Raw genomic sequence first — 26,169 nt, 5'->3', positions numbered from 1 at the left:
GGCGTCGTGGGTCGGTGCATGGGCGCGGCGGGCGGCTCAGCCGACCGGGGAGTGGAGCAGGGCGGGCGGCTCGGCGAAGCAGCGGGGGTCGTCCCACAGGAGCTGGACGTCCCGCGCCCAGTGCTCGTCCGGGGCGTCCGCCGCGTCCGCCGTCTCGCGCAGCTCCATGACCAGGCGGGGGAGTTCGGCCGGCGGCACGCCCGCCACGGACGCCGCCAGCTCGTCCAGGAACGCCGTGCCGGCGCAGCGGCCGTCGGGTCCCTCGTCGCCGGGGCAGTCCCGGCGCGGCCACAGCAGCACCGGGACCGGGAGGTTGAGGCCGACCTCGAAGTACTCCGGCGCGGCCGAGGGCGGGGTGGCGAAACCGGCCAGCTCCGCGTCGTCCCGCAGCCGTTTGCGCAGCCCGGCCGGGCGCTCCCGCAGGCCGCAGTCCACGCGGTGCAGCCTGCCGCCCGGACCGGAGCCGAGCCTGCGCCACTTCTTGCGCAGCTGGTGGCGGAGGCGTCCGCTGCGGTGGCGGTACCGGTCGGTCACCACGAGCGGGTAGGCGCAGCCCAGCGGCGTGGAGTCGTCCTCCCCGCACTCCCAGTGCGCCACCGGTTCGTTCAGCCACTCGCGCGGGAGCACGAAGGTGAGCAGTTCGTCGGCGCCCGGGTCGAGCTGGGTGAACGCCTCGTCGATGCGCTCCTGGACGTAGGAGCGCACCGCGCCGCGGGCCAGCCGGCGCGAGCCCACCGGGCGGCGCTGACCGTCCCGGTAGGCGGACACCTCGACGGTGAGCTGGTCGGCGCCGGCCCCGCTGTGGTCGATCTCCACGACGATGGGGGACCAGGTCGCGGGGCGCGGCGGCGGGGCGTGCAGCCGCTCCGCCAGCCGGTCGGCGAACCGGGCCACGGCCGCCGGGTCCGGCACCTCCCACTGCACATAGGCGGCGGCCTGCCGCAGGGAGGCGAAACCGCCCTCCGGCAGCGGCGGGTCGAAGGCGTCCATGGCGGAGACGTACAGCCGGTTCGGGTCGCAGTCCAGGCCGCCCTCCTCGGCCCGGCGCACCAGCGCGTACAACCGCCTGCGGGCGTCCGCCCGGTGGCCGGGGGTGGGCACCAGCTCGCCCAGCTCCGGCCAGTAGCGCGCCATGACCTCGACGGGCAGCATCCGGCCCACCCGTACGTCCCGGGCGCCCGCGACGGCGGAGACCATGCCGACGACCGTGCCGTCGGCCAGCGTCAGCGCCGCGCCGCTGAACCCGGCGGCCAGCGGCTGCCCGTGCGCCGTGAGCGCCTCCAACTGGACCCACTCGTCGGAGATGAGCGGACCCGGCAGGGCCCGGTAGGAGGCGAGCATGCCCTCGTCGTACCCCTTGGGGAAGCCGTAGGCGATCAGTTCGGGGACGGGCGCGGTCCGCTCCGTGCCGGGCGGGGCGAAGGCGGCGGGGGTGAGCGGCACCTCCCGGTCCAGTTCCAGTACGGCCAGGTCTCCGAGGTCGGCGGCGCCGTCCCGCCAGCCGCCGTGCACGGCGACCGTGCCGGACAGCTCGCCCAGCTCCCGGCGCCCCGGGAAGGTCACCGTCACCGGCGCGCGGTCGGCCCACCGGACGACATGGGCGCAGGTGAGCAACCGGCGGGCGGAGACGAGGAATCCGGCACCGACCTCCTTGCCGCACTCGACGCGGGCGTGCCACGCGGCACCGCTCATGACAGCGCGGCGGCGTCCGGGGTCTCGGGACGCGTCGAAGCGGGCTCCGGCTCGGAGCGGGTCGGGGACGGCTCGGGCGACCAGCTCAGCTTCACCACCAGATGGCCCTCCGCCGAGCCCTTCGCGATGACCGCGCCGGCCTCCGCGCTCAGCTTCACCCCGAACTCCAGCTCCACCGCGTCGGGTCTGAGCGAGCCGTCCCGGAAGACCCGCAGCGCGGACGAGGCCGCCGCCCGCACGCCGTCCAGCGAGTCCTCGAAGGTGCGGGCCGCGCGGGCCGGGCCGTCGCCGCGCGAGACCAGCCGGGCGCCGTCCTCGTCCTCGACGCCCTCGACGACCACCCGTACGCCGTCCTCGGTCTTGAACTCGACCAACCCGTCCATGACGCCGCTCGCTCCCCGTGTGCCGTACGTGTCCGTGCGCGGCACCATTGTGACGGACGGTACTCGGCCGTGTCCCGCCCCGCGCCGCCGGTCCGTCCGGCCGCTGGCGGAAACCCGCCAGGGCGACTAACCGCCGCCCCTGGTCAACTTCCTTGCCCCACCGGCCCCCTGAGACTGCTCACAGCACTCGTCACAACAATCTACGACGACACGAAGAGAGACGTGGATGAGCACAGGACCAGTCAGACGTGGGGCGACCCTCCTGTCGGCGGGGCTCGTGATCGCGCTGCTGCCGGCCGGGACGGCGGCGGCGCAGGATCCGCCCCCCGACCCGGCGCACCCCCCGGCCGCGGCCGCCCGCACGGCCACCGCGGCCGGCGCGGCCCGCACCGTCACCCTCGTCACCGGCGACCGGGTGACCGTCACCGAGCTCGGCGGCGGCCGGAAGACCGTCACGGTCGAGCGGCCCGAGGGCGCCACCGGGGCCGTGCGCACCAGCAGTTCGGGCGGCCGGACCACCGTCGTACCGGACGAGGCCCTGCCGTATCTGCGCGACGGCAGCCTCGACCGACGGCTCTTCGACGTCGGTGAGTTGCTGAAGCAGGGGCTGGCCGACAGCGAGACCGGCGAGCTGCCGCTGATCGTGACCTACGCCAAGGGCGCACGGGCCGCCACCCCGCGAGGCGTCGAGCGGACACGGTCGCTGCCCAGCGTGCGCGGGGCCGCCGTGGAAGCCGGCAAGGGGCGTGAATTCTGGCGGGAATTCACCCGTGGCGGCGCCGGTGTCGACGGGGTGTGGCTCGACGGGCGGGTCACCGCGGCCATGGCCGAGTCCAACGCGCAGATCGGCACGCCCGCGGCCTGGGAGGCCGGACTGACCGGCAAGGGCGTCACCGTGGCCGTCCTGGACAGCGGCGTGGACGCCGGGCACCCCGACCTCGCGGGGCGGATCGCGCGGAGCCGGAGCTTCATCCCGGGCGAGGAGGTCGCCGACCGGCACGGCCACGGCACGCACGTCACCTCCACCGTGGGCGGCAGCGGCGCGGCCTCCGAGGGCAAGGAGAAGGGCGTCGCGCCCGGTGCCACGCTCGCGGTGGGCAAGGTCCTCGACGACGGGGGCTCCGGCAGCGAGTCGGAGATCATCGCGGGCATGGAGTGGGCCGCCCGGGACGTGGACGCCGACATCGTCTCCATGAGCCTCGGCTCCACCGAACCCAGCGACGGCACCGACCCGATGGCCGAGGCCGTCAACACCCTCTCCCGCGAGACCGGCGCCCTGTTCGTGATCGCGGCCGGGAACACCGGCGCCCCGTCCTCCATAGGCTCGCCCGGCGCCGCCGACGCCGCCCTCACCGTGGGTGCCGTCGACTCCGCCGACCAGGCCGCCTGGTTCACCAGCGCCGGGCCCCGCTACGGGGACAACGCGCTCAAGCCCGACCTGTCGGCCCCGGGCGTCGGCATCCTCGCCGCCCGCTCCCGGCTCGCCGAGGGCAGCGGCGACTACACCAGCATGGACGGGACGTCGATGGCGACGCCGCACATCGCCGGGGTGGCCGCGCTGCTCGCCGAGGAGCATCCCGACTGGAGCGGCGCGCGGCTCAAGGACGCGCTGATGTCCACGTCGAAGGAACTGGACTCCTCCGTCTACCAGACGGGCGCGGGCCGGGTCGGCGTGCCGGACGCCGTCGACGCCGACCTCACCGCCACCGGCAGCGCCGACCTGGGCTTCTACTCCTGGCCGTACGCGTCGAACGAGCCCGTCACCAGGACGCTCACCTACACCAACGACTCCGACGCGCCGGTCGAGTTGAAGCTGTCCGTGCGCGGCGCCCCCGAGGGCGTCGCCACCCTCGCCGACACCTCCCTCACCGTGCCCGCGCACGGCAACGCCGCCACCACGGTCACCGGTGACGGGTCCAAGGCGCCCGTCGGTACCACCGGCGGGCAGATCGTCGCGGCCGACGCGCGCGGGAAGACCCTCGCGCACACCGCGTTCGGGCTGGTCAAGGAGGACGAGCGGTACACGCTCACCGTGCACGTCAAGGACCGCTCCGGCGCCGCGACCCCGGCCGACCTGACCGTCCAGCGGCTCACCGAGGGCGTCGACCCCGTCCCCGCGCACGTCCCGGACTCCGGCACCCTCGAACTGCGGCTTCCGCGCGGGACGTACAGCCTGTCGTCCTTCCTCGACGTGCGCGGCAGCCACGGCGCCGACTCCCTCGGCCTCGGCTTCCTCGCCGCACCGGAGGTCGCCCTCGACCGGGACCGCGAGATCACCCTGGACGGCCGCGAGCTGCGCGAGATCCGCGCCGGGGTCGACAGGCGCACCGAGACCCGGCAGCTCCTCATGGAGTACGACCGCAGCGCGAACGGCTCCGACCTGTTCGGTGCCGTCCAGGTGCCGCTGACGTACGACAGCATTTTCGCCGCGCCCACGAAGAAGGTCACCCAGGGCGACTTCGAGTACCGGACCGTGTGGCGGCTCGGCAAGCCGCTCCTGGAGGTCAAGGGGATCGGCGAGGCGACCGTCCAGTCCGGCGGCACCCTGATCGAGGGCCGCACCCGGCTGCCCCTGGTCGACGTCGGGGACGTCGGGGCCGGGCCCTTCCCGGGCGGCGTCCGCGGCAAGGCGGTCCTCGCCCGGCTCACCGAGGGGACCGAACCGACCGCGCTCGCCCGGGCCGCGCAGGACGTGGGCGTCAAGGCGCTGTTCGTCACCGATGACGCGCCGGGACGGCTGATGGCCTGGTGGGGCACCGACGACAACGCCGACCGGCCGCTCCAGATCGCCACGGTCTCCGCGGCCGACGCCGCCCGGCTGCGCAAGGCCGGACGGGCCGACATGACCGGCACCCGCGACACGCCCTACGTGTACGACCTGTCCGAGGGACACAAGGGTGCCGTGCCCGACCGGGACCTCGCCTACGAGCCGGTCCACCGCGACCTCGCCGTGCTGCACACCAGGTACCACGGCGACGAACCGTCGAGCGGCGGCGAGTTCCGGTACTCGATCACCGACACCTTCCCGATCGGCCTCGGCTTCCGGGAGCGGATCGACTACCCCGCCGAACGCACCGAGTACGTGTCCACCGGGCCCGGCCAGCTGTGGCACGAGACCGTGACGAGCGCCGGTGAGGCGCTGGAGGAGCGCGGCGGACTGGTCGCGTACCGGGGCGGCTCGCGCGCGGAGCTGAACTGGTTCAAGCCGGTGTGGCACCCCTACCTCGGCACCGGGCTCGGCTGGGGACAGCAGCGCGCCGGGAACCGGCTCCAGTTCAACGCGCCCGGCTGGGGCGACTCGGGACCCGACCACACCGGCTTCGGCGACGTGTGGAGCGAGGACAGCGGCATGTCGCAGACCACGTCGGTGTACCTGGACGGTGAACTGGCCGACCAGGGGCCGAGTTCCGCCGCGTACGTGTGGGACGCGCCGGCCGACGAGCACACCTACAGGCTCGTCACCGACACCGCGCTGGACGCGGCCCGCTGGCCGCTCGCGACGAAGGGCCACGCCGAGTGGACCTTCCGGTCGGCGGCCACGCCGGACGACCGGTGGACCTTCCTGCCGCTGATCAACCTCTCCTTCGACGTGGACACCGACCTCGCGGGGAAGGTGCGCGGCGGGAAGAAGCTGCGGGTCGGGCTCGGCGCCGGGTACGTGGCGGGCGCCCCGGACACCGGCACGATCGGCGGCGGGAAGCTGGAGGTGTCGTACGACGACGGGACGACCTGGCAGCGGGTCGGGCTGCGCGGCGGTGACGGGAAGGCGTCCTGGCACGGGACGCTGAGCGTGCCGCGCGACGCCGGGCACGTCTCGCTGCGGGCCTCCGCGCGCGACGACCGGGGCGGCTCGGTCACCCAGGAGATCCTGCGGGCGGTGGCCGTGCGGTAGACCGCCTCCGTTCGCCCGCACGCGGACGGCGCCGCCTCCCTGGGACGGGGAGGCGGCGCCGTCGGGTTCTCGGACCGTCAGACCAGCCAGCCGACGAAGTGGACGAGGCCGGCGAGGATGTCGGTGAGAAGGTTCATGATCGTGCAGCTCCTTGCGCTGTTCAGGTGCGGGACCCGCCGGGCCCCGCCGGGACGTACTCGGGACATGTGCGTCGACTACGGTCTGCAGCCCGTCGCTCGCACCCCGTAAGTATCGGTGGTCCCTGCAGTCACATACGCTCTTCAGAGCGACGATCACCTGTTCCAGGGAACAACTGCTCGCTTGTTCGGATCACGCCAAGCCGGGTCAAGTCCTGCGGGCGCAGCCGCAGTTGACCGGCCGTCGACTCGACCTCCTGCGGCGGGCGCTTGAGGATCGCCGCCGCGTGCTCCGGCGCGATGACGGAGAAGTAACTGTCCGGGGTGGCCCAGGTGCTGCCCGGCGCCGCCAGGGCCAGCGCGCCGCCCGAGCCGCCCTCGCCGATCACCAGCGTGGTGACCGGCGTGCGCACCGAGGCCACGGCGCCGAACAGGTCCGCGACCGCCGGACCCACCCCCTCCCGCTCCGCCTCCGCGTCATTGGCCGCGCCCGGCGTGTCCACCAGGGTCAGCACCGGGATGCCGAGCCGGTCCGCGAGGTGGAGCAGCCGGGTCGCGGTGCGGTACCCGGCGGGCCGGGTCGCCGTGCCCGTCTGGGCCGCGTACGCCACCGTCCGCCCCGCGTGGGTGCCGAAGCCGCACAGCATGCCCTCCGGGTCCCGGCCGCCGCAGCGGTCGCCGGACAGGGCGACGCGGTCGGTGAAGTAGGCGTCCAGGTACGCCCCCGCGCGCGGACGTCCGGGCGCCCGGGCCCTGCGCACCGCGTCCCAGCCGTCGGCCGGCAGGTCCCGCGCGCCCAGCGGTTCCGGCACCGGCGCCGGATCGCCGGACGGTGCCGTCAGCAGCCGCAGCCACCGGCCCAGCGTCGCGCGCAGCTCCCCGGGCGGTACGACGGCGTCCACGCTGCCCGCCGCCAACTGCGCCTCGGCCGTGTACGCGGCGGGGTCGGCGTCCGGCGGCCGGACCCGCGACCCGGCGAAACCGACCTGCGCGCCGGGCAGGGCGAGGACCACGTCGGCGCCCGCGCCCAGCGTCGCCCAGCCGCCGCCGGTCGCCGGGTCCCGCACCACCGCGATCTGCGCAAGACCGGCCGCCCGGGTGAGCGCCGACTCCCGGGCGACCCGCTGGAGCTGGGTCAGCGCGAGCATCCCCTCCTGCATCCGGCTGCCGCCGGTCGCGACCAACGGCACCACCGGCAGCCGGTGTTCACGGGCGTGGGCGTACGCCGCCGCTATCCGGTCGCCGGTGCGGCCGCCCAGCGAGCCGCCGAGGAAGCCGAACTCGAAGGAGACGAGCACGGCCCGGGTGCCCTCGACCCGGCCGGTGCCGCAGACGACGGACTCCGTCTCGCCGGTGCGCTCGGCGGCGCGGGCCCGCGAGGCGTCGTAGCCCGGCCAGCCGAGGGGGCCGTCGGGGTGCCACGCGCCGTCCGGGTGGGGGAGTTCGGTGAAGGTGGACCCGTCGGTGACCAGGGCGAGGAACTCCCGCGCGGTCGGGCGCTCAGTCACGGTCCAGGGCCCGCTTCATGATCTTCCCCATGTCGTTGCGGGGCAGCGCGTCGAGGTACCGGACCACGCGCGGCCGCTTGTGCGGGGCGAGCCGCCCGGCGACGTGGCCGGCCAGCGCGTCGAGGGCGGGCGGCGCGGCGGGGTCGGCCGGGACGATCCAGGCCACGATCCGCTCCCCGAGGTCGGGGTCGGGCTCCCCGGTGACCGCGGCCTCCCGCACCCCTGGGTGTTCGAGCAGCGCGTTCTCGATCTCGCCCGCCCCGATCTTGTACCCGCCGCTCTTGATCAGGTCGGTGGCCTTGCGGCCCACGATGCGCACATAGCCGTCGGGGTCGCGCACCGCCATGTCGCCGGTGCGGAAGAAGCCGTCCGCGGTGAAGGCGGCGGCGGTGGCGTCGGGGCGGTTGAGGTACTCGGTGAACAGGTTCGGGCCGCGCACCTGGATCTCGCCGACGCTCTCCCCGTCGAGCGCCGCGATCGGCGTGCCGTCCTCCTCCACCAGCCGCAGTTCCACGCCGGGCAGCGGCACGCCCACCGTCCCGGCGCGCGGCTCGCCGTCGGCGCGCACGCTGGTGTTCATCAGCGTCTCCGTCATGCCGTACCGCTCGATCACCCGGCGCCCGGTGGCGGCGGCGATGCGCTCGTGGTCGTGCACCGGCAGCGCGGCCGACCCCGACACCAGCAGCCGCGCCCCGGACAGCGCCTTCACCAGCTCCGGGTCGCCGGGGAGCGTCTCGGCGATCCGGTGGTACATCGTCGGCACCCCGAACAGCATGGTCGCGCCGTCGTTCAGCTCCCGCGCCGCGCCCTCGGTGGAGAACCTGCCCAGGTGCCGCACGGACCCGCCCCGGCGCAGCGGGCCGAGGATGCCGAGCACCAGCCCGTGCACGTGGAACAGCGGCAGCCCCTGTACGAGGACGTCGTCACCGGTCCACCGCCACGCGTCCGCCAGCGCGTCCAGGGTCGTGGCCAGCGCCCGCCGGGGGATGACGGCGCCCTTGGGCGGGCCGGTGGTGCCGGAGGTGTAGACGACGAGCGCGGGGTCGCCGTCGTCGGCGCGGTCCTCGGGGACGGTCCCGCGGGCCCGCACGTCGACGTCGACGCGCTCCAGGGCGCCCAGGGCGGGCGGGAGTTCGGCGCCCGGGGGCGCCAGGACCAGGGAGGGCGCGCTGTCGGAGAGGATGTGCGCCAGTTCCTTGTCGCCGGACTTCGGGTTGAGCGGCACGGCCGGGACCCCGGCCAGCAGCGCCGCCACCACGGCCACCGCCGTCTCCATCGCCGGGGTCGCCCAGACCGCGACCCGGCCGGCGCCGCCGATCCGCCCGGCCGTGGCGCCCGCCGCTGCGGCGAGTTCCGCGTACGTCAGGGAGCGCTCGCCGAACCGCAGGGCGGGCCGGTCGGCCGGAGCGCCGGTCGGGGCCGGGGAGAGGGCCGGGAAGAGAGAGGACACGCGAAGTACTCCTTAGCTGTCGCCCGGGAGCTGTTGCCCGAGTGCTGTCGTTCAAGGCTGCCGGATCACGCCGGATCGCGCCGGATCGCGCCGGGTCCGCGAGGTGGGCCTACCCGAATCCGGGCACCACCAGCACGAGCCAGGCCAGGGCCGGCACGGCCGCCACCACGATCCCGCCGTAGACCATCAGCTGGCGGAAGAAGCGATCGCGGTCCACGTCCGGGGCCGCGGCCAGCACCAGCGCGCCGTTCGTAGAGAACGGGCTGACGTCCACGACCGTCGCCGACACCGCCAGCGCCGCCACCATGCCGACCGCCCCGATCTCGCCCTGCGCGAGGAAGGGCACCGCCAGCGGGATCAGCGCGCCCATGATGCCCACGGAGGAGGCGAAGGCCGACACGATGGCGCCGATGTAGCAGAGCAGTACGGCGGCCAGCAGCGGGACGCCGATGCCGCCGACGCCCTCACCGGCCCAGGTGATGGTGCCCATCTCCTCCAGCACGCCGACGTAGGTGAGGACACCGCAGATCAGCAGCACCGTGGACCAGGCGATCTCGCCGACGGCGCGGCGGCTGTCGTCCGGCCAGGCGGTGCTCAGTACGACGGCGAGGGTGACCGCGGTCAGACCGGCGTCCAGGTCGAAGCCGAGGACGGCCACGACCAGGGCGACCAGGGCGACCAGGGTGGCGATGCGGGCGGGGGTGAGGCGGACGCCGGTGCCCCCGGCGCCGCCGGTCTCCCGGTCGGGGCGGACGGCCACGGCGGCGGGGGCGGTGCCGCCGGTGCCCGCGTCCGTGCCGGTGCCCGCGTCCGTACCGGGGCCCGTGCCCGTGCCGGTCCCGGCGGCGGCGTCCGTGCCGGTGGGTTCCGCGTCCTTGCCCGGGGTGCCGCCGTCCTCCGGCGCCACCGCCCCGCGCGCCCACAGCTTCCGCCCGCCGAGCACCGCGAACAGCACGGCCGCGATGAGGAGGTTGGCGACCAGGGAGGCGAGGAAGAGGCCGATCTCGCTGCCGGGGAGCTTCTCCCGCTCCACGATGCCGTTGACGATCGAGCCGTAGATGCTGATCGGAGAGAATCCGCCGGCCTGCGCGCCGTGCACCACCATCGTGCCCATGAGCAGCGGGCTGATCGAGTACCGGGTGGCGAAGCTCAGGGCGACCGGCGCCACGATCGCGACCGCGGCCGGGCTGACCGCGCCGATCGCCGTGAGCGCGCCGGTGAGCGCGAACATCACCCACGGGATCAGCGCCACCCGCCCCCGCACCAGCCGGACGGCCGCGTGCACCAGCCAGTCGGTGGTGCCGTTGGCGCGGGCGATGGCGAACAGATACGTGACGCCGACGAGGACGACGAACAGATCACCGGGGAAACCGGCGAAGATGCCGTCCGCGTCGAGGTCAGCGACGAGCGTGCCCACCCCGAACGCGGCGGCGAAGGCGAGCGCGCCCATGTTGACGGAGCGGGTGGTGGCGATGACGAACACCACGACGAGGACGAGGATCGAGATGAGTTCGGGGGACATGCGGGGGCTCCCGAGTGCTGACCTGACTGCCTGTATGAGTGGTCGAGTGGCTGAGCCACTTGGAGTGGTGCGGTTGGCTGGTCAGCGTGGGCCCGGCCGGGGGCCACGTCAAGAGGTCGCGCAATAATTGGCTCAGCCACTCGTCCACCGGGCCACCGTGGGTCCCGGTGCTACGCTCCCGGCGAGAGGGGGGATCTCATGACCGACGCCCTGCGGCCCATGACCAAGCAGCGCCTGTACGAACAGGTGCTGGAGCGGCTGCGCCAGTACGTCACCGACGGCGGCCTGCGGGCCGGCGACCGGCTTCCGCCCGAACGGGACCTCGCCCAGCGCCTCGGCGTCAGCCGCGCCTCGGTGAAGCAGGCCATCGTGGTCCTGGAGGTCCAGGGCCTGGTGGAGGCGCGGCACGGCGGCGGGACCTATCTGGTCCGGGACAGCCTCGACGTCGAACCGGTCGAGAAGATGGTCGAACGCCGCCGGCGCCTCCCGGACGTGCTGGAGGCCCGCGAGGCCCTGGAGACCAAACTCGCCGAACTGGCCGCCGAGCGCCGCACGGAGGACGACCTCGCAGCCATGCGGTCCGCGCTGGACGTGATGGCCGAGGAGATCGACGGGGGCGGGCACGGCGTCGAGGGGGACCGGCTGTTCCACGCGGCGGTGACGGCGGCGGCGCACAGCAGCCTGCTCGCCGAGTTCATGCGCTCCATCGCCCACCAGATCGCCGAGAGCCGCACCGAGTCCCTGCGTCAGCCCGGCCGCCCCGGCCGCTCCCTGGCCCAGCACCGGGCGATCCTGGACGCGGTGGCCGCCCGGCAGCCCCGGCAGGCCGCCACCGCGATGCGCCGCCACGTCCGTACGGTCGCCAAGGTCCGCCTGCTGGACTGGGACCCGGAGGACGAACGCTGACCGGGTGACGCGGGGCCCGCGTCACCCGCCGACGGCCGTGCGCTGCAACAGCCCCCAGGTGAACTCCGCGACCACCTCGTGCCGTACGCCGTCCCGGTCCGGGGCGGTGAAGGCCAGTCCCCACCGGGTCGGGGCCGAGCCCTGGAGCGGCCGGGCGGGTGCGAAGGCGCGGGCCGCCTCGTCCACCGTGCAGGACCAGGGCGTGAGGTCGTCCAGCGTGCGCAGCTCGGGCCCCTTCGCGCCGGGAGCGCGCACCAGCCACTCGTTCCAGACGACGCCCTTGTCGGCGACCAGCACCTCGAAGCGCAGGTCCGGCCACAGGGGCAGCGCCCACCGGCGTGCCTCGCACTCCAGGTCGCCGATCCGGCGGGGCGCCACCGACTCCGGCTCGCCGAGGACCGAGCGGTACCGCGAGGCGGCCGAACGGGACCGGGGAGAGCGGAGCATCGCCTGCCAGCGCCTGTTGGCCTCGCGCATGTCCGCGACCGAGGCGCCCAGCTCACGGCGGGCGTCCTCCACCGGGCCGGGGTTGTGGTCGGCCATGCGGCGCAGCAGGACCAGCTGGAAGTCGCGCGGGGTGAAAGGTCCTGCGGGCTGCTTTCCGGTCGGCATGGCGACCATCATCGCGGACCGGGGGCCCGACGGGGCCGGGGGAGCGGCCGGAACCCGCCCATTGCCCAGGCAAACGCGATATGAGTAGCCTGTGTTCGTTATTCCGACCGCCTGTTGAAATCTCGAACATACTCAGGGAGGGGGCTGGACATGGGACGCCTCGTGCCGGCCGTGACCCGGGCTCTCGACATACTGGAGCTCTTCCTCGACGGGGACGGCACGCTCTCCGCCCCCGACATCGTGCGCAGGCTCCAGCTGCCGCGTACCACCGTGCACGAGCTGGTCACCACGCTCGCCGCCCGCAAGTACATCGTCCCGGTCCCCGGGCAGTCCGGACGGTACCGGCTCGGCGTGCGTCCGTACCAGCTCGGCGCCCGCTACGCCGAGCACCTCGACCTCGCCGCGGAGGGCCAGCAGGTCGCCCGCACCGTCGCCGAGACCTGCGACGAGACGGTGCACGTGGCGATCCTGGAGGACACCGACGTCATCTACATCGCCAAGGTCGACTCCACGCACGCGGTGCGCATGGTCTCCGCGGCCGGGCGCCGGCTGCCTGCGCACTGCACGTCCGTCGGCAAGATGCTGCTGGCCTCCCTGCCCGAGCCGGAGGTCGCCGCGCGCTTCCCGGACGGTGCCGAGCTGACCGCGATGACCCCGAACAGCATCACCGACCCGGCCGCCCTGCGCGAGGCCCTGGCCGCGATCCGCGCGCGCGGCACCGCCGTGGAGAGCCGCGAGTCCAACCCGGACGTCTCCTGCGTGGCAGCCCCGGTCCGCGACCGCACCGGCCGCGTCGTCGCCGCGCTGTCGATCTCGGTGCCCATGATCCGCTGGAGCGAGGAACGCCGCGCCGAACTGGAGCAGCTGGCCGTCAAGGGCGCCGCCGACCTCTCCGAGCGGCTCGGCCACAGGAGCGCGGCATGACGACGAGCGGCACGGCCTTCGAAGTGGCCGTCCACGAAGAGGCGACCCTCGGCGAGGGGCCCACCTGGGACCCTGCGACGGGCCGCCTCCTGTGGCTCGACATCCTGAACTCCCGCGTGCACACCTACGACCCGGCCACCGGCCGGCGCACGCTGCGCCGCACCGACCAGCACGTGGGCGCCGTCAAGCCCCGCGCGGGCGGCGGCCTCGTCCTCAACCTGCGGGACGGGATCGGCCTGATCGATCCCGACGACACCTTCCGCTGGCTGCACCGGGAGCCCGTCCCCGGCCGCCGCGGCAATGACGCCGCCGTCGCCCCCGACGGCAGCCTGTGGGCGGGCACCATGCGCTACGACGAGGCACCGGGCGGGGGCGCGCTGACCCGGTTCACCGGCGACGGCACCGCCGAGACCGTCCTCGACGACGTGACGGTGAGCAACGGCACCGGCTGGAGCCCCGACGGCACGCTGATGTACTACGCCGACACCCCGACCCGCCGTATCGACGTCTTCGACGTCACCGCGGACGGCATGGTCGCCAACCGCCGCCCCCTGGCCGTGATCGAGGACGGCGCGGGCTTCCCCGACGGCCTGTGCGTCGACGCCGACGGCTGTGTGTGGACCGCCCTGTGGGACGGCGGCGCGGTCCGCCGCTACACCCCGGCCGGTGACCTGGACCGGGTGGTCGCCCTCCCCTTCCCGCGTGTCACGGCCTGCGCCTTCGGCGGCCCGGACCTCACCGACCTGTACCTCACCACCGCCCGGGTCGGTCTGGCGGCCCCGCACCCCCTGGCGGGCTCGCTGCTGGTGGTGCCGGGCGCGGGGCGGGGGGTGGCGCAGCCGGCGTTCGCGGGGTGAGCGGCCGCCGCGGCACCGCGGTGCCGACCCGGCCGTCGGCTCACACCCCCGTGCGGTCGAGCCCGGCGAGCACCTCGCGTTCGCCGGGCGTGAGCGGCGGCCCGGTCAGCAGCGGGAGCGGCGGCCCGGCGAGGGCGGCCAGGACCGCCGCCGGGCGGAACATGCGGGTCGGGGGGGTGCGCATGCTGGTGACGTCCCAGAGCGCGGAGGCCGCCGCGTAGTGGGAGGTCGCCGCCCTCGTCATGCGCCGCGTGTACGCCGTCACCGCCCGGTCCGCGATCCCCGGCCGCCCGCCGCCGCGCGTCCCCGGGTAGAGGACGTCCTGCCCGACGGCCATGGCCCAGGCCGCGTCCACCGTGCGCGCCGCGCCCCGCAGCACCCGCCGGGCCAGGCCGGGCGCGTCGAGCCCGGTGGCCCGGTCCAGCTCCCGGCCCAGGACGCGGGCGCCGAACGCGGCCACCGACATGCCCTGCCCGTAGGCCGGGTTGAAGGTGCCGAGCGCGTCGCCGAGGACCACCAGGCCCTCCGGCCAGTGCGGCGCCTTGTCCAGGTAGTGCCGCACATTGCTGGTGGACCGGCTCAGGTGCACGTCGGTGAGCGGTTCGGCGCCGGAGATCAGCCGGCCGACGATCGGGTCCGGCAGGTCGAGCGTGTACCGCAGGAAGCCCTCGGGATCGGCCGGCGGCTCACCGCCGCGCGTGCCGCCGCAGCTGACCAGCCAGCGGTCCCCCTCGACCGGCATGACCATGGCGCTCCGGCCCGGCCGGGACACATAGGGGTCGGCCTGCACGATCGTCAGCGGGAACCGCTCCGCCCCGGCCGGTACCCGGTACACGCGCGAGGCGTTGACCAGCCCCGAGTCCACCGTCCGGGTCCGGACGCCGGACAGCCCGAGCCCCTCCAGCCAGGAGACGATCCGCGTGCCGCGTCCGCTCGCGTCGACGACCAGGTCGGCGTCCAGGTCCGCCTCAGCGTCGGGCCCCGAGACCCGCACGCCCCGCACCCGCCCCGCGGACCCGGTCAGCCCGACCGCGGCCGCCCGGCGCACCTCGACCCCCGTGTGTTCGAGCACCGCGGCCCGTACCGTCCAGTCCACCAGCGCCCGGGTGCAGGTGAGCATGACGGGCCCCTCGCGCCGCCACCGGCGCAGCCAGCCCTCGGAGGTGTGGGCCAGCATGCCCGAGCTGAGGGATATCTCGTGCGCGCCGGCCGCGAGCAGCCGTTTGCGCAGGCTGACGCCCGGCACGATCTCCTCCATCGCGGTCAGCCCGCCGGGCATGAGCAGGTGCGCGTGCCGCCCCTGGGGCAGCCCGCGGCGCTGACGGGGACCGTCGGGCAGCTCGTCGCGGTCCAGCACGACGACCTCCTCCACGCCCGCGTCGGCCAGTACGGCGGCGGCCAGCATCCCGGCCAGTCCGGCACCGACGACGACAGCTCTACGCGACATGGGGCTCCTCGGGTTCGGTCAGGGTTCCGGTCAGGGACGACGGGTTCGCGCCGCCGGGCGCGGTGGCCGGGCCGGGCGGGCGGTGCAGTGCCTGGGACAGTTCCACCAGTCCGCTCGGGCCGGGCACCTCGGTGGCGTGCAGCCGGTAGGACCCGGTGGCGTCGGGCGGCTCCTCGTGGGCGGCGGCCCGGCGCGCCGCGTCGGCGAGCATCGCCGCCTCCGCCGCCAGCCGGGCCTCGTGGGGGGAGCGGCCCGCGCGCAGGGCGGCGTCCCGCGCCCGTTCACGGACCCGGTGGTCGAAGTACGGCGCCAGGGTGAGCAGGGCGTCGTGGATGGAGACCTCACGCCACTGGAGCCGGGCCCGGGGCAGCTGCCACCAGGCGGACGGCTGCCGGGGCGCCGTGGACACCGACCTCACCAGCGACCACAGCGGACCCAGCCGCCGGTAGTCGTCCAGCCCCCGCCAGTGGGCGAGCACGGACGGCAGCAGCCTGGGCAGGGCGAAGCCCACCGAACACACCAGTGCCGCCAGCGACGCCATCGGCGGGGCCACCGTGGTGGACAGGAAGTCCAGGTCGTGGCCCGTCCACCGCGCCGCCACGGCCGTGTACTTGGTGAGCTGGAACCCCACCAGGTCCAGCAGCGCGCCGAGCAGGATGAGCCGCAGCCCGGCCCGCAGCAGACCGTCCACCTCACGGCTCCACTTGAGGCAGACGGCGCACATCACCAGCATCGCCGCGCTGTGCCCGAGCAGGTACAGCAGGATCATCTCCCGCATGAACGGGGTGCCCGCGTAGTACGTGTCGAGGTCGGTCAGCCGCTCGGTGTCCGCGTCGGCGAGCAGGAACAGCACGACGATGGCGGCCACCAGCAGACCGTAGGCGGCCATGCTGCGGATCACCGCGCGCCGCACCACCGGCCGGGGGCCGCCCCGCCAGTTGATCAGCAGCACCAGCACCGCGCAGCTGTACGCGGAGAGCATGCCGTAGGTCAGCGGGGCCCCGAAGTTGGTGACGCCGGTGAGTTCGTTGACGGTGCGCAGGGTGGCCGGGGCGGCGCACACGAAGACCAGGGCACCGAGGACGATCGCCACGCAGGTGGACAGGGTCAGCGGATTGCTCACGGCGGTGCGCGGACGGCGGAACAGCAGGACGGAGGTCATGCCGAACACCAGGGCCGCCAGGTAGACGACGAGACTCACGTCCGACCACTCCTCTCGTGCGGGACCCGTGCGTCCCGGCCGTGCCGGGCGCCCGCGCGGCCGGCCGTGTCCCCGTCGTGCCCGTCGCCGGACCCGCCGGCCGTCACGCGGTGCCCGCCGTCGTCCTGCCGCTCGGCACGGCGGACGCGGCCGGTACCCGTACGGCGCCGGCGAGCACGTCGGCGATCCTCGCGAGGGTCGCCGGGTCCGGTGACGGGGCCAGGGGGCGACCGGTGCCGACGCCGGGCGGCGACACCGTCCCGGGCTCGGCCTCGAGCCGCAGCGCGTCGACGATCACGGCGGCCCAGGCCCTCGCCCCGGCCAGCCCGGGATCGCCCGTCGCCGCCAGCGTGTCGGCGCGGGTCCGGTCGTACAGGTCCCGGTCGCAGTACGCGTCCAGGAGACCGAGTGCGTTGTGGATGCTGGTCCGGCGCCACATCAGGCGGGTGGCGGGCGAGGCGAACCGAGGGCGCGGCAACCGCAGCGCCCGGCGGACCAGCAGATCGTCCAGGGCCCGCTCCAACGGCCCGAGCCGGGCGTACGCGCGCCCCGCCCGCCGCCACTCGGCCACCCGCGGCGTCACCAGCGGCACCAGCACTCCGACGACCACCAGCAGGGCGCCGAGGCCGGCGGCGGCCGGGGAGACCGTGGTGCCGAGCGCCGGCCAGTCGTGCCCGGACCAACGGGCGCTCACCGCGACCAGCTTGGCGACGCTGTAACCGGCGCCGCACAGCGAACCGGCCCCGATCAGCGCCAGACCGGCCCGCAGCCCGCCGCGCACCTGCCGGGCCCAGCGCAGCGCGGACACGGCCGTGACGGTCACCGCGGTCAGGTGCGCGACCAGGTACAGCACGATCATCTGGGCGAGGAACGGGGTCGTCGCGTAGTAGGTGTCCAGATCGGTGCGGCGCTCCACCGGCGCGTCGCCGAGAGCGAAGGTCACCGCGATGCCGAGGACCACGGCGGCGTAGGCGAGCGTCCACCGGCGCGCGGTGCGGCGCACCCGGGGACCGCCGCGCCAGTGGACGACGAGGACCTGGGAGGCGGCGCAGTACCCGGTGATCGCCGCGTAGGTGACCGGCGCCGCGAGGTTGGGCACGCCGCTCAGCCGGTTGACGGCTCCGACCGTCGGCGGCGCCCCGAGCAGGAAGCAGAGCCCGGCCAGTCCCAGCACCGCGCAGATGGCCCGCAGATACGGATCGTGCCGGTGCCGCAGCAGGTCGGGGGCCCGCACCGCGAGACCGAGCCAGAGCGCACCGCAACTCAGGTAGTTGATGAGGCTGTTCATCTGGTCGTCCCGCGGTAGTTGAGCGCGGCCCCGATGCGGCCGGCGAGGCTCTGCGGGCTGGCCGGACCGCCGCCCTCCGCGGCGAACACCGAGTCGGTGGAGGCGTCCAGCCAGGTGCGCAGCCGGCTGCCCATCAGCATGCCGAAGCGGTCCGCCTCCTGTTCCTCGGCCAGGGAGAAGTCGGTGCGCGCGGCCACCGGCCGGGGCCGGTCGCCCGCATCCGCCCCTTCCTCCGCCCGACGGCGGCTCATGTGCCACACCTCGTGGCAGAGGATCACGATCTGGTGCCAGACGGCCGCGCGTTCGTCCACCACCACGTCGTCGTGGCTCTCGCGCTCCAGCCACAGTCCACTCGCGGTGTGCGGCGGGAACGCCGCCCGGTGCACGACCACCTCCCGTCCCCGCCACGCGCTGACGGAGGCGACGAGTGCCTCGAACAGCACCTCGGGGTCCGCCGGCACGGCCACCTGGATGGGGTCGATGAGGGCGTCAGCGAGACGACGCATCTCCTTCCTGGTACGCACCGCTGTCTCCTCGTTCCCCCGGCCGTCCGTCGGTCACCCCTGCAATATGCCAAGACGCGCGGCCTCCGGGCCAGTTCCGGGGACCCGCCGGTCGGCGAGTGGCCGGGACGTTTCCCCGTGACGTCCCCGCTCTCTGTGAAGTCCGGGCCGATCCTGTCCGAACCATTGACGCGCAAGCGCTTCCCACCTACGTTCCCGTTCGAAGTTACGGGCAGCATTCGAAATACCGAACGACAACGTCCGAATGACGACAGATGGGGCAGGGCATGGGACGACCTGGCCTGAATCGCAGGCACTTTCTGGCCGCGGCCGGCGGTCTGACGGTCGCGGGCAGCTTCGGCTTCGCGGCACTCGGCACCGGCGCCGACGCGCTCGCCTCCGGCGCGGACACCCGGGTCCGCTACTGGAACCTCTTCAGCGGCGGCGACGGCTACAACATGATCGCGATGCTGGACTCCTTCCGTAAGGACAACCCCGGCATCGACGTGAAGGACTCCACCCTCCAGTGGGGCAGCCCCTTCTACACCAAGCTCGCCATGGCCGCCGCCGGCAACCGCGCGCCCGACCTCGGTGTCATGCACCTCGGCCGCGTCACCGGCTTCTCGCCCGGCCGCCTCCTCGACCCCTGGGACCCCGCACTGCTCGCCAAGTACGGCGTGCGCAAGGAGGACTTCAACCCCGAGCTGTGGAAGCGCGCCGTCATCGACGGCAAGCTCTACGCGCTGCCGCTCGACATCCACGTCCAGCTCTGCTTCTACCGCAAGGACGTGCTGAAGAAGGCGGGCCTGCTCGGCGAGGACGGCCGGATGGTGCCCGTCACCTCCACCGACGAGTGGTTCGACGTGCTCAAGGAGGCCAGGAAGGCCACCGCGAAGGGGCTGCAGACCATCGGGCTGTGGCACAACGACCAGAACTTCCAGTGGTGGTTCTTCGTCGCCTTCTACACCCAGCTCGGCGGCACCTGGTTCAACGACGCCAAGACCGAGGTCACCTTCGACACCGACAAGGCCGCCCAGGTCCTGGAGTTCCTGCGCAAGCACGTCGCCGACGGCTACGCCAACCCCGCCTTCGGCGGCAACGCGGGCGCCGAACAGTTCGTCAACGGCTCCCCGTTCGCCTGGGAGGGCAACTGGTCCGTGCCGGTCTTCGACACCGCGAAGCTCGACTACGGCGCCACCCCGCTGCCGCCCGTCTTCGGCAAGCGGGCCACCCACGCCGAGTCCCACTCCTTCGTCCTGCCGCACCAGGCCGGCCGCGGCGGCGCCACCAACGAGGGCGCGCACCGGCTCGCCGCCTACGTCGTCAAGCACGCCCGGCAGTGGGCGGCCGGCGGGCACATCCCCGCCTACACGCCGACCCTGTCCACGGCCGCGTACAAGAAGCTCCAGCCGCAGAACGAGTACGTCTCGGCCATGGACCACCAGGCCACCGAGCCCAAGGTGTGGTTCGCCGGGTCCACCGGCATCCTCGCCCAGCGGGTCGGCCCGGTCGTCGTCTCCTCGACGACGGGCTCGGCGGCGCCCGAGGCCGCCGCCCGCCAGATGAAGGGCACGCTCACCGAACTGCTCGCCATGAAGAACCCCATGGACGGCCGCACCGCCGCACAGGGAGGCAGCGCCGCATGACCGCCACCAGCGCCGAAACGATCATCCGCCCGGCGCGTGCGAAGACCGCCGCCGACAGCGCCGGCGTCCGCCGCGGGCAGGGCTTCCAGCACGGCGGCTGGTTCGTCGCCCCGTTCCTCGCCCTCTTCGCGCTCTTCGTGATCTGGCCGCTGCTGCGCGGCCTCTACCTCAGCTTCACCGACGCCAACATCTCCGGCGACAGCGCGAGCTTCATCGGCCTCGACAACTACCGCGAGGCCCTGAAGGACCCGCTGATGTGGGACGCGCTCGGCCACAGCGCGTACTTCACGCTGCTCGTCGTGCCCTGCATCACCGTCCTCGCCTTCCTCCTCGCGATGCTGGCCCACCACATCGAGCGCGGCAAGTGGCTGTGGCGGCTCTGCTTCTTCCTGCCGTTCCTGCTGCCGTCCACCGTCGCCGGCAACCTCTGGCAGTGGCTGTTCAACCCCGGCACCGGCATGGTCAACCACGTCTTCGGCCTCGACACGCCCTGGCTGACCGACAAGGCGTACGCCATGCTCGCGGTCGTCATCACCACCCTGTGGTGGACCGTCGGCTTCAGCTTCCTGCTCTACCTCGCCGCGCTCCAGGGCATCCCCGCCCACCTCTACGAGGCCGCCAAGCTGGACGGCGCGAACGCCTGGCACCGCACGGTCCACATCACCCTGCCGATGCTGCGCAACATCACCGGCCTCGTCCTCGCCCTGCAGATCCTCGCCTCCCTCCAGGTCTTCGACCAGGCCGTCGTGATGCAGGACTTCGGCCCCGGCCCGGAGGACTCGACCCGCACCTTCGTGCAGTACACGCTCGAACAGGGCTTCACCAGCTACCGCGTGGGCTACGCCTCCGCGATCTCCATCATCTTCTTCGTGCTCATCGCGGCCGTCGCCCTCGCCCGGATGTGGCTGCTGCGCAACCGTGAGGAGGGCGGCCGATGACCACCGCCACGGCGCAGACGACCCGGACCACCAGGCCGCGCAGGGCCTGGACGCCCGCCCAGATCGTGCTCACCCTGCTCGGCACCGCCGTCGCCGCGGTGTTCCTCGCCCCGCTCGCCTGGGCCCTGTTCACCTCGCTCAAGTCGGAGACCGAGGCGGTCGAGGTGCCCACGCACTGGCTGCCCGAGGACTGGACCGGCCAGGCCTGGAAGGCCCTCTTCGAGACCGGCAACATCACCAACTGGTTCGTCAACTCGCTGGTCGTGTCGGTCTGCGTGACGGCGATCGTGCTGCTGGTCGCCGCGCTCGCCGGATACGGCTTCGCCCGCACCGAGTTCCGGGGCAAGGGCGTCCTGATGGGCGTGGTGATGACGGGCCTCATGGTCTCCCCGGCCGTGCTCGGCGTCCCGCTGTTCACCAGCGTCCAGCAGATGGGGATGGTCGACACCTACTGGGGCATGATCCTGCCGCAGTGCGCGCCCGCCGCCATGGTCTACATCCTCTACAAGTTCTTCCAGGGCATCCCGCGCGAGCTGGAGGAGGCCGCCTTCATCGACGGCGCCGGCCGCTGGCGCGTCTTCTTCACGATCATCGTGCCGCTCTCCCGCCCCTCGCTCGCGGCGGTCGGCATCTTCACCTTCATCAGCTCCTGGAACAACTTCCTGTGGCCCTACATGGTCACCAACAACCCCGACCTGATGACCATGCCGAACGGCATCGCGACCGTCATGAACTCCTACGGCATCCAGTGGGCCCAGCTCATGGCCGGCGGCCTGATGGCCGGCCTGCCGCTGATCATCGTCTTCGTCTTCTTCCAGCGCCAGATCGTGGCGGGCGTGGCGCACACGGGCCTGGCCGGCCAGTAGCGCGCCCCGTACGCCGACACGTCACCCCCCGAAAGGAAAAGATGCGCACCGCCCGCTTCACCCTCGACCCCGCCTTCACCGTCGGCGCCGTCAACCCCCGCCTCTTCGGCTCCTTCGTCGAACACCTCGGACGCTGCGTGTACACCGGCGTCTTCGAACCCGGCCACCCCACCGCGGACGCCGAGGGCCTGCGCCAGGACGTGCTGGAGCTGGTCAGGGAACTCGGCGTCACGGCCGTCCGCTACCCCGGCGGCAACTTCGTCTCCGGCTACAAGTGGGAGGACTCCGTCGGCCCGGTGGAGGACCGTCCGCGCCGCCTGGACCTGGCCTGGCGCTCCACCGAGACCAACCGCTTCGGCCTGTCCGAGTACATCGCCTTCCTGAAGAAGATCGGCCCCCAGGCCGAGCCCATGATGGCGGTCAACCTCGGCACCCGCGGCGTCGCCGAGGCCCTGGAACTCCAGGAGTACGCCAACCACCCCGCCGGCACGGCCCTGTCCGACCTGCGCGCCGAGCACGGCGACAAGGACCCCTTCGGCATCAGGCTCTGGTGCCTCGGCAACGAGATGGACGGCCCCTGGCAGACCGGCCACAAGACCGCCGAGGAATACGGCCGCGTCGCCGCCGAGACCGCCCGCGCCATGCGCCAGATCGACCCCGAGATCGAACTGGTCGCCTGCGGGTCGTCGAGCCAGGCCATGGACACCTTCGCCGCCTGGGAGGCGACGGTCCTCAAGGAGACCTACGACCTGGTCGACCACATCTCCCTGCACGCCTACTACGAACCGCACGACGGCGACGTCGACTCCTTCCTCGCCTCCGCCGTCGACATGGAGTCGTTCATCGAGAACGTCGTCGCCACCTGCGACCACGTCGGCGCCCGCCTCAAGTCGAAGAAGCGGATCAACCTCTCCTTCGACGAGTGGAACGTCTGGTACATGAGCCGGACCGAGGCCCAGGTGAGTGCCCTGGACTGGCCGGAGGCGCCGCGCCTGCTGGAGGACAACTACAGCGTCATGGACGCGGTCGTCTTCGGCTCGCTCCTGATCGCCCTGCTCCGGCACGCCGACCGCGTCACCGTCGCCTGCCTCGCCCAGCTCGTCAACGTCATCGCCCCGATCATGACCGAGCCCGGCGGCCCGGCCTGGCGCCAGACGACGTTCTTCCCCTTCTCCCAGGCCTCGAAGTACGGCCGCGGCGAGGTCCTCGACGTCCGGGTGGACTCCCCGACCTACGAGACGGCGAAGTACGGCGAGGCCGACCTCCTGCACGCCACCGCCGTGCGCGCCGAGGACGGTACGGTCACCGTCTTCGCCGTCAACCGCTCCCGCACCGAGGCCCTCCCGCTGGAGGTCGCCCTGAGCGGCCTGGAGCTGACGGAGGTCGTCGAGCACAGCGCCCTCGCGGACGCCGACCCCGACGCCCGCAACACCCTCGCCGAGCCCGAGCGGGTCGTCCCGCACCCGGTGGACGGCACGGCCCTGAGCGACGGCAGGCTCACCGCCGCCCTGGAACCGCTGTCCTGGAACGTGATCCGGCTGCGCTGAGCCGGACCCGGATCAACCGCGGCGCCGGCCCGGGGAGGCGACGGGCCTCACCGGTACTCCTCCGGCCGCGCTGCCCAGCAGCTCCAGGCGGACCGGGCCGGGGCCCGGCGGTGAGTCGGCGCCGGACAGGACCGCGAGGGCCAGGGTGTTGGCGGCGGCGCGGGTGCGCAGGATGCCGTTCGGCAGGACGAAGGCGTGCGGGGCGCCCTCGCGGCCGCCCACGTGCGCGCCCATGTTCCAGCCGTTCAGGAAGACCTGGACGCGTACGTCGCGGTCCGGGACGCCGTCGAGGACCAAGCCGACCGAGGCGTCGGTCTCCGGCGGGACGTCCAGGCGGAACGTGGTCCGGTACCAGGTCACGCCCTGGCGCCGGTCCTCGTCCCGGGCGGCCGCCGGGGACACCGGCTCCCAGGCGCCGTCGTCGTACCCGGGCAGGTGCCAGCCGTGGCGTTCGCCGTACAGGCCGCCGGTGTTGAGCGGCCCGCGCACCGGGTCGGGGGCTGGCGCGCCCATGATCCGCCAGCGCACGTCGGGCGAGGCGCCCTCGAAGCGGGCCGACGCCAGCCCGCGGGCCGACCGGTACGCGTCCTGCTCGTGCTGCGTGCGCCGGACCAGGACGGACAGGACGGCTCCACCGTCCTCGCCGTTCCGCGCGCGCAGGGGCCGCGGCAGCCGGAAGTCCGCCGTGGCCGTCCAGGTGCCCTTCCCGTCGCCCGCCCCGCCCGGCCGGTGGCTGCCCAGCGGCTCCCCGTCCAGCCAGGCCATCAGCAGGCCGTGGGCGCCGGTCCGGTACGACAGGGACACCGACTCCAGGCCCGAGGCGCCGGTGAGGCGGCCGCGGTACCAGACGTCGCCGTAGTGGAAGCCGTAGTCGTCGGCGAAGAGCACCGGCTGCCCGTCGGGGACCGGGGTCGTGCCGTGCGACGTGCGCCGGTCGGCGACCGTCCAACCCTCGTCGCCGTAGTCGGGCCGCGACTCGAAGTTCTCCGTGCGCCGCCGCCAGCCGTCGAGCGCGGGCAGGACCAGGTCGGGCACCCCGGGCAGCGGCCACACGGTCATCAGGCTCTGGGCGCGGCCCAGGCCCGACTGGACCGGCGCGCCGTTCCAGGTGACGTCGGTGATGCCGGGCGGCGCCCACACCTCCAGCTCGCGCTCGTCGACCGTGTCACCGGTCAGCCGGATCACGGCACCGTCCAGCGCGGCCTCGCGCAGCAGCTCGGGGCCGCGTACCAGGACCCGGCCCGACGGGGTCTCGTACGGCCACAGCCGCAGCGAGGCGGCGTCGTCGGCGAAGAGGAGGAGCAGGGTGCGGTCGGTCTCGCCGCTGCGCACCCGCACCCGGGTCAGGCGGTCCTCCTTCAGCGGCACCATCACGTGCAGCTTGCCGTCGTCGAAGGTCCAGGCCGCCTCCTCGTCCAGCCGGGTCGGCCACGGTTCGTCCGGGCAGTCCAGGACCAGGTGCGCCATCTCGCCGGCCCGCCCCACGAACGCGGCGATGTCCAGCTTCCCGACGCTCAGCGACAGCATGGGCTGCACGGTGGCGTACGCGAGCTCGCGCCCCGCGCCCAGGCGGAGGCCGGTGGCGAGCAGCTTGGCGTCCCGGGCGGGGACGGTGACCTCCACGTCCCTCCCGCCCATCGGCAGCGTCGAGGTGACGTCGGCCGCGGAGTCGTTGCGCAGGACGTAGGCGTGCGCGCCGGTGTCCGGATTGGCCAGGTGCCGCACCCGGAGCCGGGGGTCCGCTGCCCGGACCGCCGGCGCCTCGGTCATCCGCGTGAAGTCCGGTACGTGCCGCAGGAGGTGGCCGAGCTGGTGGAGCGGCGCGAGCTTGGCCGTCGGCCGCCGTGCCTCGTCGATCGCCGCGGTGGGGTCGTACGTCGGGGAGGGCGCCGACGGCGCGGGCAGCCATCCCCACGAGGTGCCGCCGAACGCCATGCGGACGTTGTGCAGCGTGCTCCCCCGCGCCAGGCGGTCGAAGTGGGCCCGCCGCGCCTCGGCGGCGTCCCGGGCCGGCTCCGGCTCCTGCCAGGCCATTGGCGAGCCGGCGTGCAGCAGCGGCACCTCGACGCCGTCGGTGCGGAGCCGCTCCCGCAGGTGGTCCAGGTCGGCGCGCTCGGGGGCGTCCGCCCGGTAGAGCAGCACCGTGCCGGTGCCCCGGGTGAACTGGTGCCGGGCGGCGATCGCGTTGACCCGGCCCAGCCACTCGTCGGCGTGGCGCAGGTAGGCGGGATCGGTGGTCCTGGCCCGCCCCCCGGCCGTCGTCAGCCAGCCGGGCAGGCCCCCGGCGTCCACGTCGGCGCCGATGTACGGGCCGGGGTGCAGGACGACGTACAGACCGCACTCGGCGGCCGTGCGCAGGAACAGGTCGAGGTCGCGGACGCCGGTGAAGTCGTACCGGCCGGGGGCGGGGGAGTGCTGGTTCCAGGCCAGGCGCACGCTGACCGCGTTGTGGCCGTACGCCCGCATCTTCTGGAGCACGTCCCGCCACAGGGACGGGCTCGGCAGCCGGAAGGGGTGCAGCTCGCCGGACCACAGGGCCAGCCGTCTGCCGTCCACCAGCAGGGAGTACCGGTCCAGGGCGATCCGGTGGCGCCGGCCGTCGGCGCCGGGCGGGCCGGGCGGCGGCCCGGTGGGCACCGGGCCCGGAGCGCCGGAGGCGGACAGCGCCGCACTGCTCACGCTGCCGCCGAGTGCGAGACCGAGGACGGTGGTGCCCGCGAGGGCGCTGAACGCTCGTCTGCCGAGCTTGCTGGGCCTGCTGAGCTCCAAGGGAGCCTCTCCTGTTGCGCGCGTACCTCTGGTCCCGTCGGTCGCCCGGGACGCCTGTGCCGGGCCATTGTCCCAGCGCGC

20 protein-coding genes are annotated in these 26,169 nt (G+C 74.1%); 8 read left to right on the top strand and 12 right to left on the bottom strand.

Annotated elements, in window-relative coordinates; all coding sequences use genetic code 11:
• Positions 1-36: 36 nt before the first annotated feature.
• Positions 37-1,692 (bottom strand): VMAP-C domain-containing protein, encoded by a 1,656-nt coding sequence (locus tag ACZ56V_RS06105; RefSeq protein WP_468939685.1) that lies wholly within the window; start codon positions 1,690-1,692, stop codon positions 37-39.
• Positions 1,689-2,075: a CU044_2847 family protein gene (locus tag ACZ56V_RS06100; RefSeq protein WP_356371410.1), complete on the bottom strand. Its 387-nt coding sequence runs from the start codon at positions 2,073-2,075 to the stop codon at positions 1,689-1,691. The genes ACZ56V_RS06105 and ACZ56V_RS06100 overlap by 4 nt, the downstream gene beginning before the upstream one ends.
• A gap of 226 nt (positions 2,076-2,301) precedes the next feature.
• On the opposite strand from ACZ56V_RS06100, the gene ACZ56V_RS06095 reads away from it, so the two are divergent.
• Positions 2,302-5,967, top strand: a complete 3,666-nt coding sequence (locus ACZ56V_RS06095; RefSeq protein ID WP_468939681.1) for a S8 family serine peptidase — start codon at positions 2,302-2,304, stop codon at positions 5,965-5,967.
• 77 nt (positions 5,968-6,044) lie between these two features.
• On the opposite strand, the gene ACZ56V_RS06090 is transcribed toward ACZ56V_RS06095, so the two are convergent.
• The 4 genes from ACZ56V_RS06090 to ACZ56V_RS06075 all read right to left on the bottom strand — a co-directional run bounded on the left by ACZ56V_RS06090 (position 6,045) and on the right by ACZ56V_RS06075 (position 10,584).
• Positions 6,045-6,173 (bottom strand): hypothetical protein, encoded by a 129-nt coding sequence (locus ACZ56V_RS06090; protein WP_356371407.1) that lies wholly within the window; start codon positions 6,171-6,173, stop codon positions 6,045-6,047.
• Positions 6,174-6,235: 62 nt separating this feature from the next.
• The gene (locus tag ACZ56V_RS06085) at positions 6,236-7,612 is read right to left on the bottom strand and encodes a carboxyl transferase domain-containing protein (protein ID WP_398914269.1); all 1,377 of its coding nucleotides are present in this window, start codon (positions 7,610-7,612) and stop codon (positions 6,236-6,238) included.
• Positions 7,605-9,062, bottom strand: a complete 1,458-nt coding sequence (locus tag ACZ56V_RS06080) for an acyl-CoA synthetase (RefSeq protein ID WP_468939676.1) — start codon at positions 9,060-9,062, stop codon at positions 7,605-7,607. Before ACZ56V_RS06080 ends, ACZ56V_RS06085 begins: the two co-directional genes overlap by 8 nt.
• A 109-nt stretch (positions 9,063-9,171) precedes the next feature.
• Positions 9,172-10,584: an SLC13 family permease gene (locus ACZ56V_RS06075; RefSeq protein WP_467377913.1), complete on the bottom strand. Its 1,413-nt coding sequence runs from the start codon at positions 10,582-10,584 to the stop codon at positions 9,172-9,174.
• A 198-nt stretch (positions 10,585-10,782) separates the two neighbouring features.
• Here ACZ56V_RS06075 and ACZ56V_RS06070 point away from each other — a divergent pair, with 198 nt between their 5' ends.
• Complete coding sequence (locus tag ACZ56V_RS06070; RefSeq protein ID WP_398914264.1) at positions 10,783-11,490, top strand: FadR/GntR family transcriptional regulator; 708 nt, start codon at positions 10,783-10,785, stop codon at positions 11,488-11,490.
• A gap of 21 nt (positions 11,491-11,511) precedes the next feature.
• Here the strand turns inward: ACZ56V_RS06070 and ACZ56V_RS06065 are convergent, their stop codons facing one another.
• Positions 11,512-12,111 carry a hypothetical protein gene (locus tag ACZ56V_RS06065; RefSeq protein WP_467378471.1) on the bottom strand — a complete coding sequence of 200 codons (600 nt, stop codon included), beginning with the start codon at positions 12,109-12,111 and terminating at the stop codon, positions 11,512-11,514.
• A 141-nt stretch (positions 12,112-12,252) separates the two neighbouring features.
• Between ACZ56V_RS06065 and ACZ56V_RS06060 the strand changes: the two genes are divergently transcribed.
• Together ACZ56V_RS06060 and ACZ56V_RS06055 are read left to right on the top strand one after the other, a co-directional pair.
• Entirely contained in the window at positions 12,253-13,026 is a 774-nt protein-coding gene (locus ACZ56V_RS06060; protein ID WP_356371397.1) for an IclR family transcriptional regulator, read from the top strand.
• Positions 13,023-13,883, top strand: coding sequence for an SMP-30/gluconolactonase/LRE family protein (locus ACZ56V_RS06055; RefSeq protein WP_468939672.1), 861 nt, complete (start codon positions 13,023-13,025; stop codon positions 13,881-13,883). The genes ACZ56V_RS06060 and ACZ56V_RS06055 overlap by 4 nt, the downstream gene beginning before the upstream one ends.
• Before the next feature lie 40 nt (positions 13,884-13,923).
• Here ACZ56V_RS06055 and ACZ56V_RS06050 read toward each other — a convergent pair whose 3' ends face one another.
• The 4 genes from ACZ56V_RS06050 to ACZ56V_RS06035 all read right to left on the bottom strand — a co-directional run bounded on the left by ACZ56V_RS06050 (position 13,924) and on the right by ACZ56V_RS06035 (position 18,343).
• Positions 13,924-15,330, bottom strand: a complete 1,407-nt coding sequence (locus ACZ56V_RS06050; RefSeq protein ID WP_468939669.1) for an FAD-dependent monooxygenase — start codon at positions 15,328-15,330, stop codon at positions 13,924-13,926.
• Positions 15,320-16,531, bottom strand: coding sequence for an MAB_1171c family putative transporter (locus ACZ56V_RS06045; protein ID WP_467377909.1), 1,212 nt, complete (start codon positions 16,529-16,531; stop codon positions 15,320-15,322). Before ACZ56V_RS06045 ends, ACZ56V_RS06050 begins: the two co-directional genes overlap by 11 nt.
• Before the next feature lie 103 nt (positions 16,532-16,634).
• Complete coding sequence (locus ACZ56V_RS06040; RefSeq protein WP_467377907.1) at positions 16,635-17,819, bottom strand: MAB_1171c family putative transporter; 1,185 nt, start codon at positions 17,817-17,819, stop codon at positions 16,635-16,637.
• Complete coding sequence (locus tag ACZ56V_RS06035; RefSeq protein ID WP_398914252.1) at positions 17,816-18,343, bottom strand: toxin; 528 nt, start codon at positions 18,341-18,343, stop codon at positions 17,816-17,818. The genes ACZ56V_RS06040 and ACZ56V_RS06035 overlap by 4 nt, the downstream gene beginning before the upstream one ends.
• A 266-nt stretch (positions 18,344-18,609) precedes the next feature.
• On the opposite strand from ACZ56V_RS06035, the gene ACZ56V_RS06030 reads away from it, so the two are divergent.
• From ACZ56V_RS06030 to arfA, 4 genes are read left to right on the top strand one after another with little or no spacing between them, the layout of a single operon-like run.
• Entirely contained in the window at positions 18,610-19,968 is a 1,359-nt protein-coding gene (locus ACZ56V_RS06030) for an extracellular solute-binding protein (protein ID WP_468939664.1), read from the top strand.
• The gene (locus tag ACZ56V_RS06025) at positions 19,965-20,906 is read left to right on the top strand and encodes a carbohydrate ABC transporter permease (RefSeq protein ID WP_467377904.1); all 942 of its coding nucleotides are present in this window, start codon (positions 19,965-19,967) and stop codon (positions 20,904-20,906) included. Before ACZ56V_RS06030 ends, ACZ56V_RS06025 begins: the two co-directional genes overlap by 4 nt.
• A complete protein-coding gene (locus ACZ56V_RS06020) occupies positions 20,903-21,772 on the top strand; it encodes a carbohydrate ABC transporter permease (protein WP_398914246.1) in 870 nt (289 codons plus the stop codon). The genes ACZ56V_RS06025 and ACZ56V_RS06020 overlap by 4 nt, the downstream gene beginning before the upstream one ends.
• A gap of 41 nt (positions 21,773-21,813) precedes the next feature.
• Positions 21,814-23,319 (top strand): arabinosylfuranosidase ArfA, encoded by a 1,506-nt coding sequence (gene arfA, locus ACZ56V_RS06015; protein WP_467377902.1) that lies wholly within the window; start codon positions 21,814-21,816, stop codon positions 23,317-23,319.
• A gap of 12 nt (positions 23,320-23,331) precedes the next feature.
• Here the strand turns inward: arfA and ACZ56V_RS06010 are convergent, their stop codons facing one another.
• Positions 23,332-26,088 (bottom strand): beta-galactosidase, encoded by a 2,757-nt coding sequence (locus ACZ56V_RS06010; RefSeq protein WP_468939660.1) that lies wholly within the window; start codon positions 26,086-26,088, stop codon positions 23,332-23,334.
• Between the last annotated feature and the right edge of the window lie 81 nt (positions 26,089-26,169).

This window comes from Streptomyces sp. NPDC034099, assembly GCF_055575415.1.
This window is presented reverse-complemented; position numbering and strand designations above follow the sequence as displayed.

What these genes read in the sequence shown, in the direction of transcription:
- ACZ56V_RS06020 (WP_398914246.1), top strand. Translation starts at nt 20,903, where the DNA reads ATGACCACCGCCACGGCGCAGACGACCCGGACCACCAGGCCGCGCAGG.
- arfA (WP_467377902.1), top strand. Translation starts at nt 21,814, where the DNA reads ATGCGCACCGCCCGCTTCACCCTCGACCCCGCCTTCACCGTCGGCGCC.
- ACZ56V_RS06050 (WP_468939669.1), bottom strand. Translation starts at nt 15,330, where the DNA reads ATGTCGCGTAGAGCTGTCGTCGTCGGTGCCGGACTGGCCGGGATGCTG.
- ACZ56V_RS06090 (WP_356371407.1), bottom strand. Translation starts at nt 6,173, where the DNA reads ATGTCCCGAGTACGTCCCGGCGGGGCCCGGCGGGTCCCGCACCTGAAC.
- ACZ56V_RS06060 (WP_356371397.1), top strand. Translation starts at nt 12,253, where the DNA reads ATGGGACGCCTCGTGCCGGCCGTGACCCGGGCTCTCGACATACTGGAG.
- ACZ56V_RS06030 (WP_468939664.1), top strand. Translation starts at nt 18,610, where the DNA reads ATGGGACGACCTGGCCTGAATCGCAGGCACTTTCTGGCCGCGGCCGGC.
- ACZ56V_RS06025 (WP_467377904.1), top strand. Translation starts at nt 19,965, where the DNA reads ATGACCGCCACCAGCGCCGAAACGATCATCCGCCCGGCGCGTGCGAAG.
- ACZ56V_RS06105 (WP_468939685.1), bottom strand. Translation starts at nt 1,692, where the DNA reads ATGAGCGGTGCCGCGTGGCACGCCCGCGTCGAGTGCGGCAAGGAGGTC.
- ACZ56V_RS06070 (WP_398914264.1), top strand. Translation starts at nt 10,783, where the DNA reads ATGACCGACGCCCTGCGGCCCATGACCAAGCAGCGCCTGTACGAACAG.
- ACZ56V_RS06055 (WP_468939672.1), top strand. Translation starts at nt 13,023, where the DNA reads ATGACGACGAGCGGCACGGCCTTCGAAGTGGCCGTCCACGAAGAGGCG.
- ACZ56V_RS06065 (WP_467378471.1), bottom strand. Translation starts at nt 12,111, where the DNA reads ATGGTCGCCATGCCGACCGGAAAGCAGCCCGCAGGACCTTTCACCCCG.
- ACZ56V_RS06095 (WP_468939681.1), top strand. Translation starts at nt 2,302, where the DNA reads ATGAGCACAGGACCAGTCAGACGTGGGGCGACCCTCCTGTCGGCGGGG.
- ACZ56V_RS06075 (WP_467377913.1), bottom strand. Translation starts at nt 10,584, where the DNA reads ATGTCCCCCGAACTCATCTCGATCCTCGTCCTCGTCGTGGTGTTCGTC.
- ACZ56V_RS06040 (WP_467377907.1), bottom strand. Translation starts at nt 17,819, where the DNA reads ATGAACAGCCTCATCAACTACCTGAGTTGCGGTGCGCTCTGGCTCGGT.
- ACZ56V_RS06100 (WP_356371410.1), bottom strand. Translation starts at nt 2,075, where the DNA reads ATGGACGGGTTGGTCGAGTTCAAGACCGAGGACGGCGTACGGGTGGTC.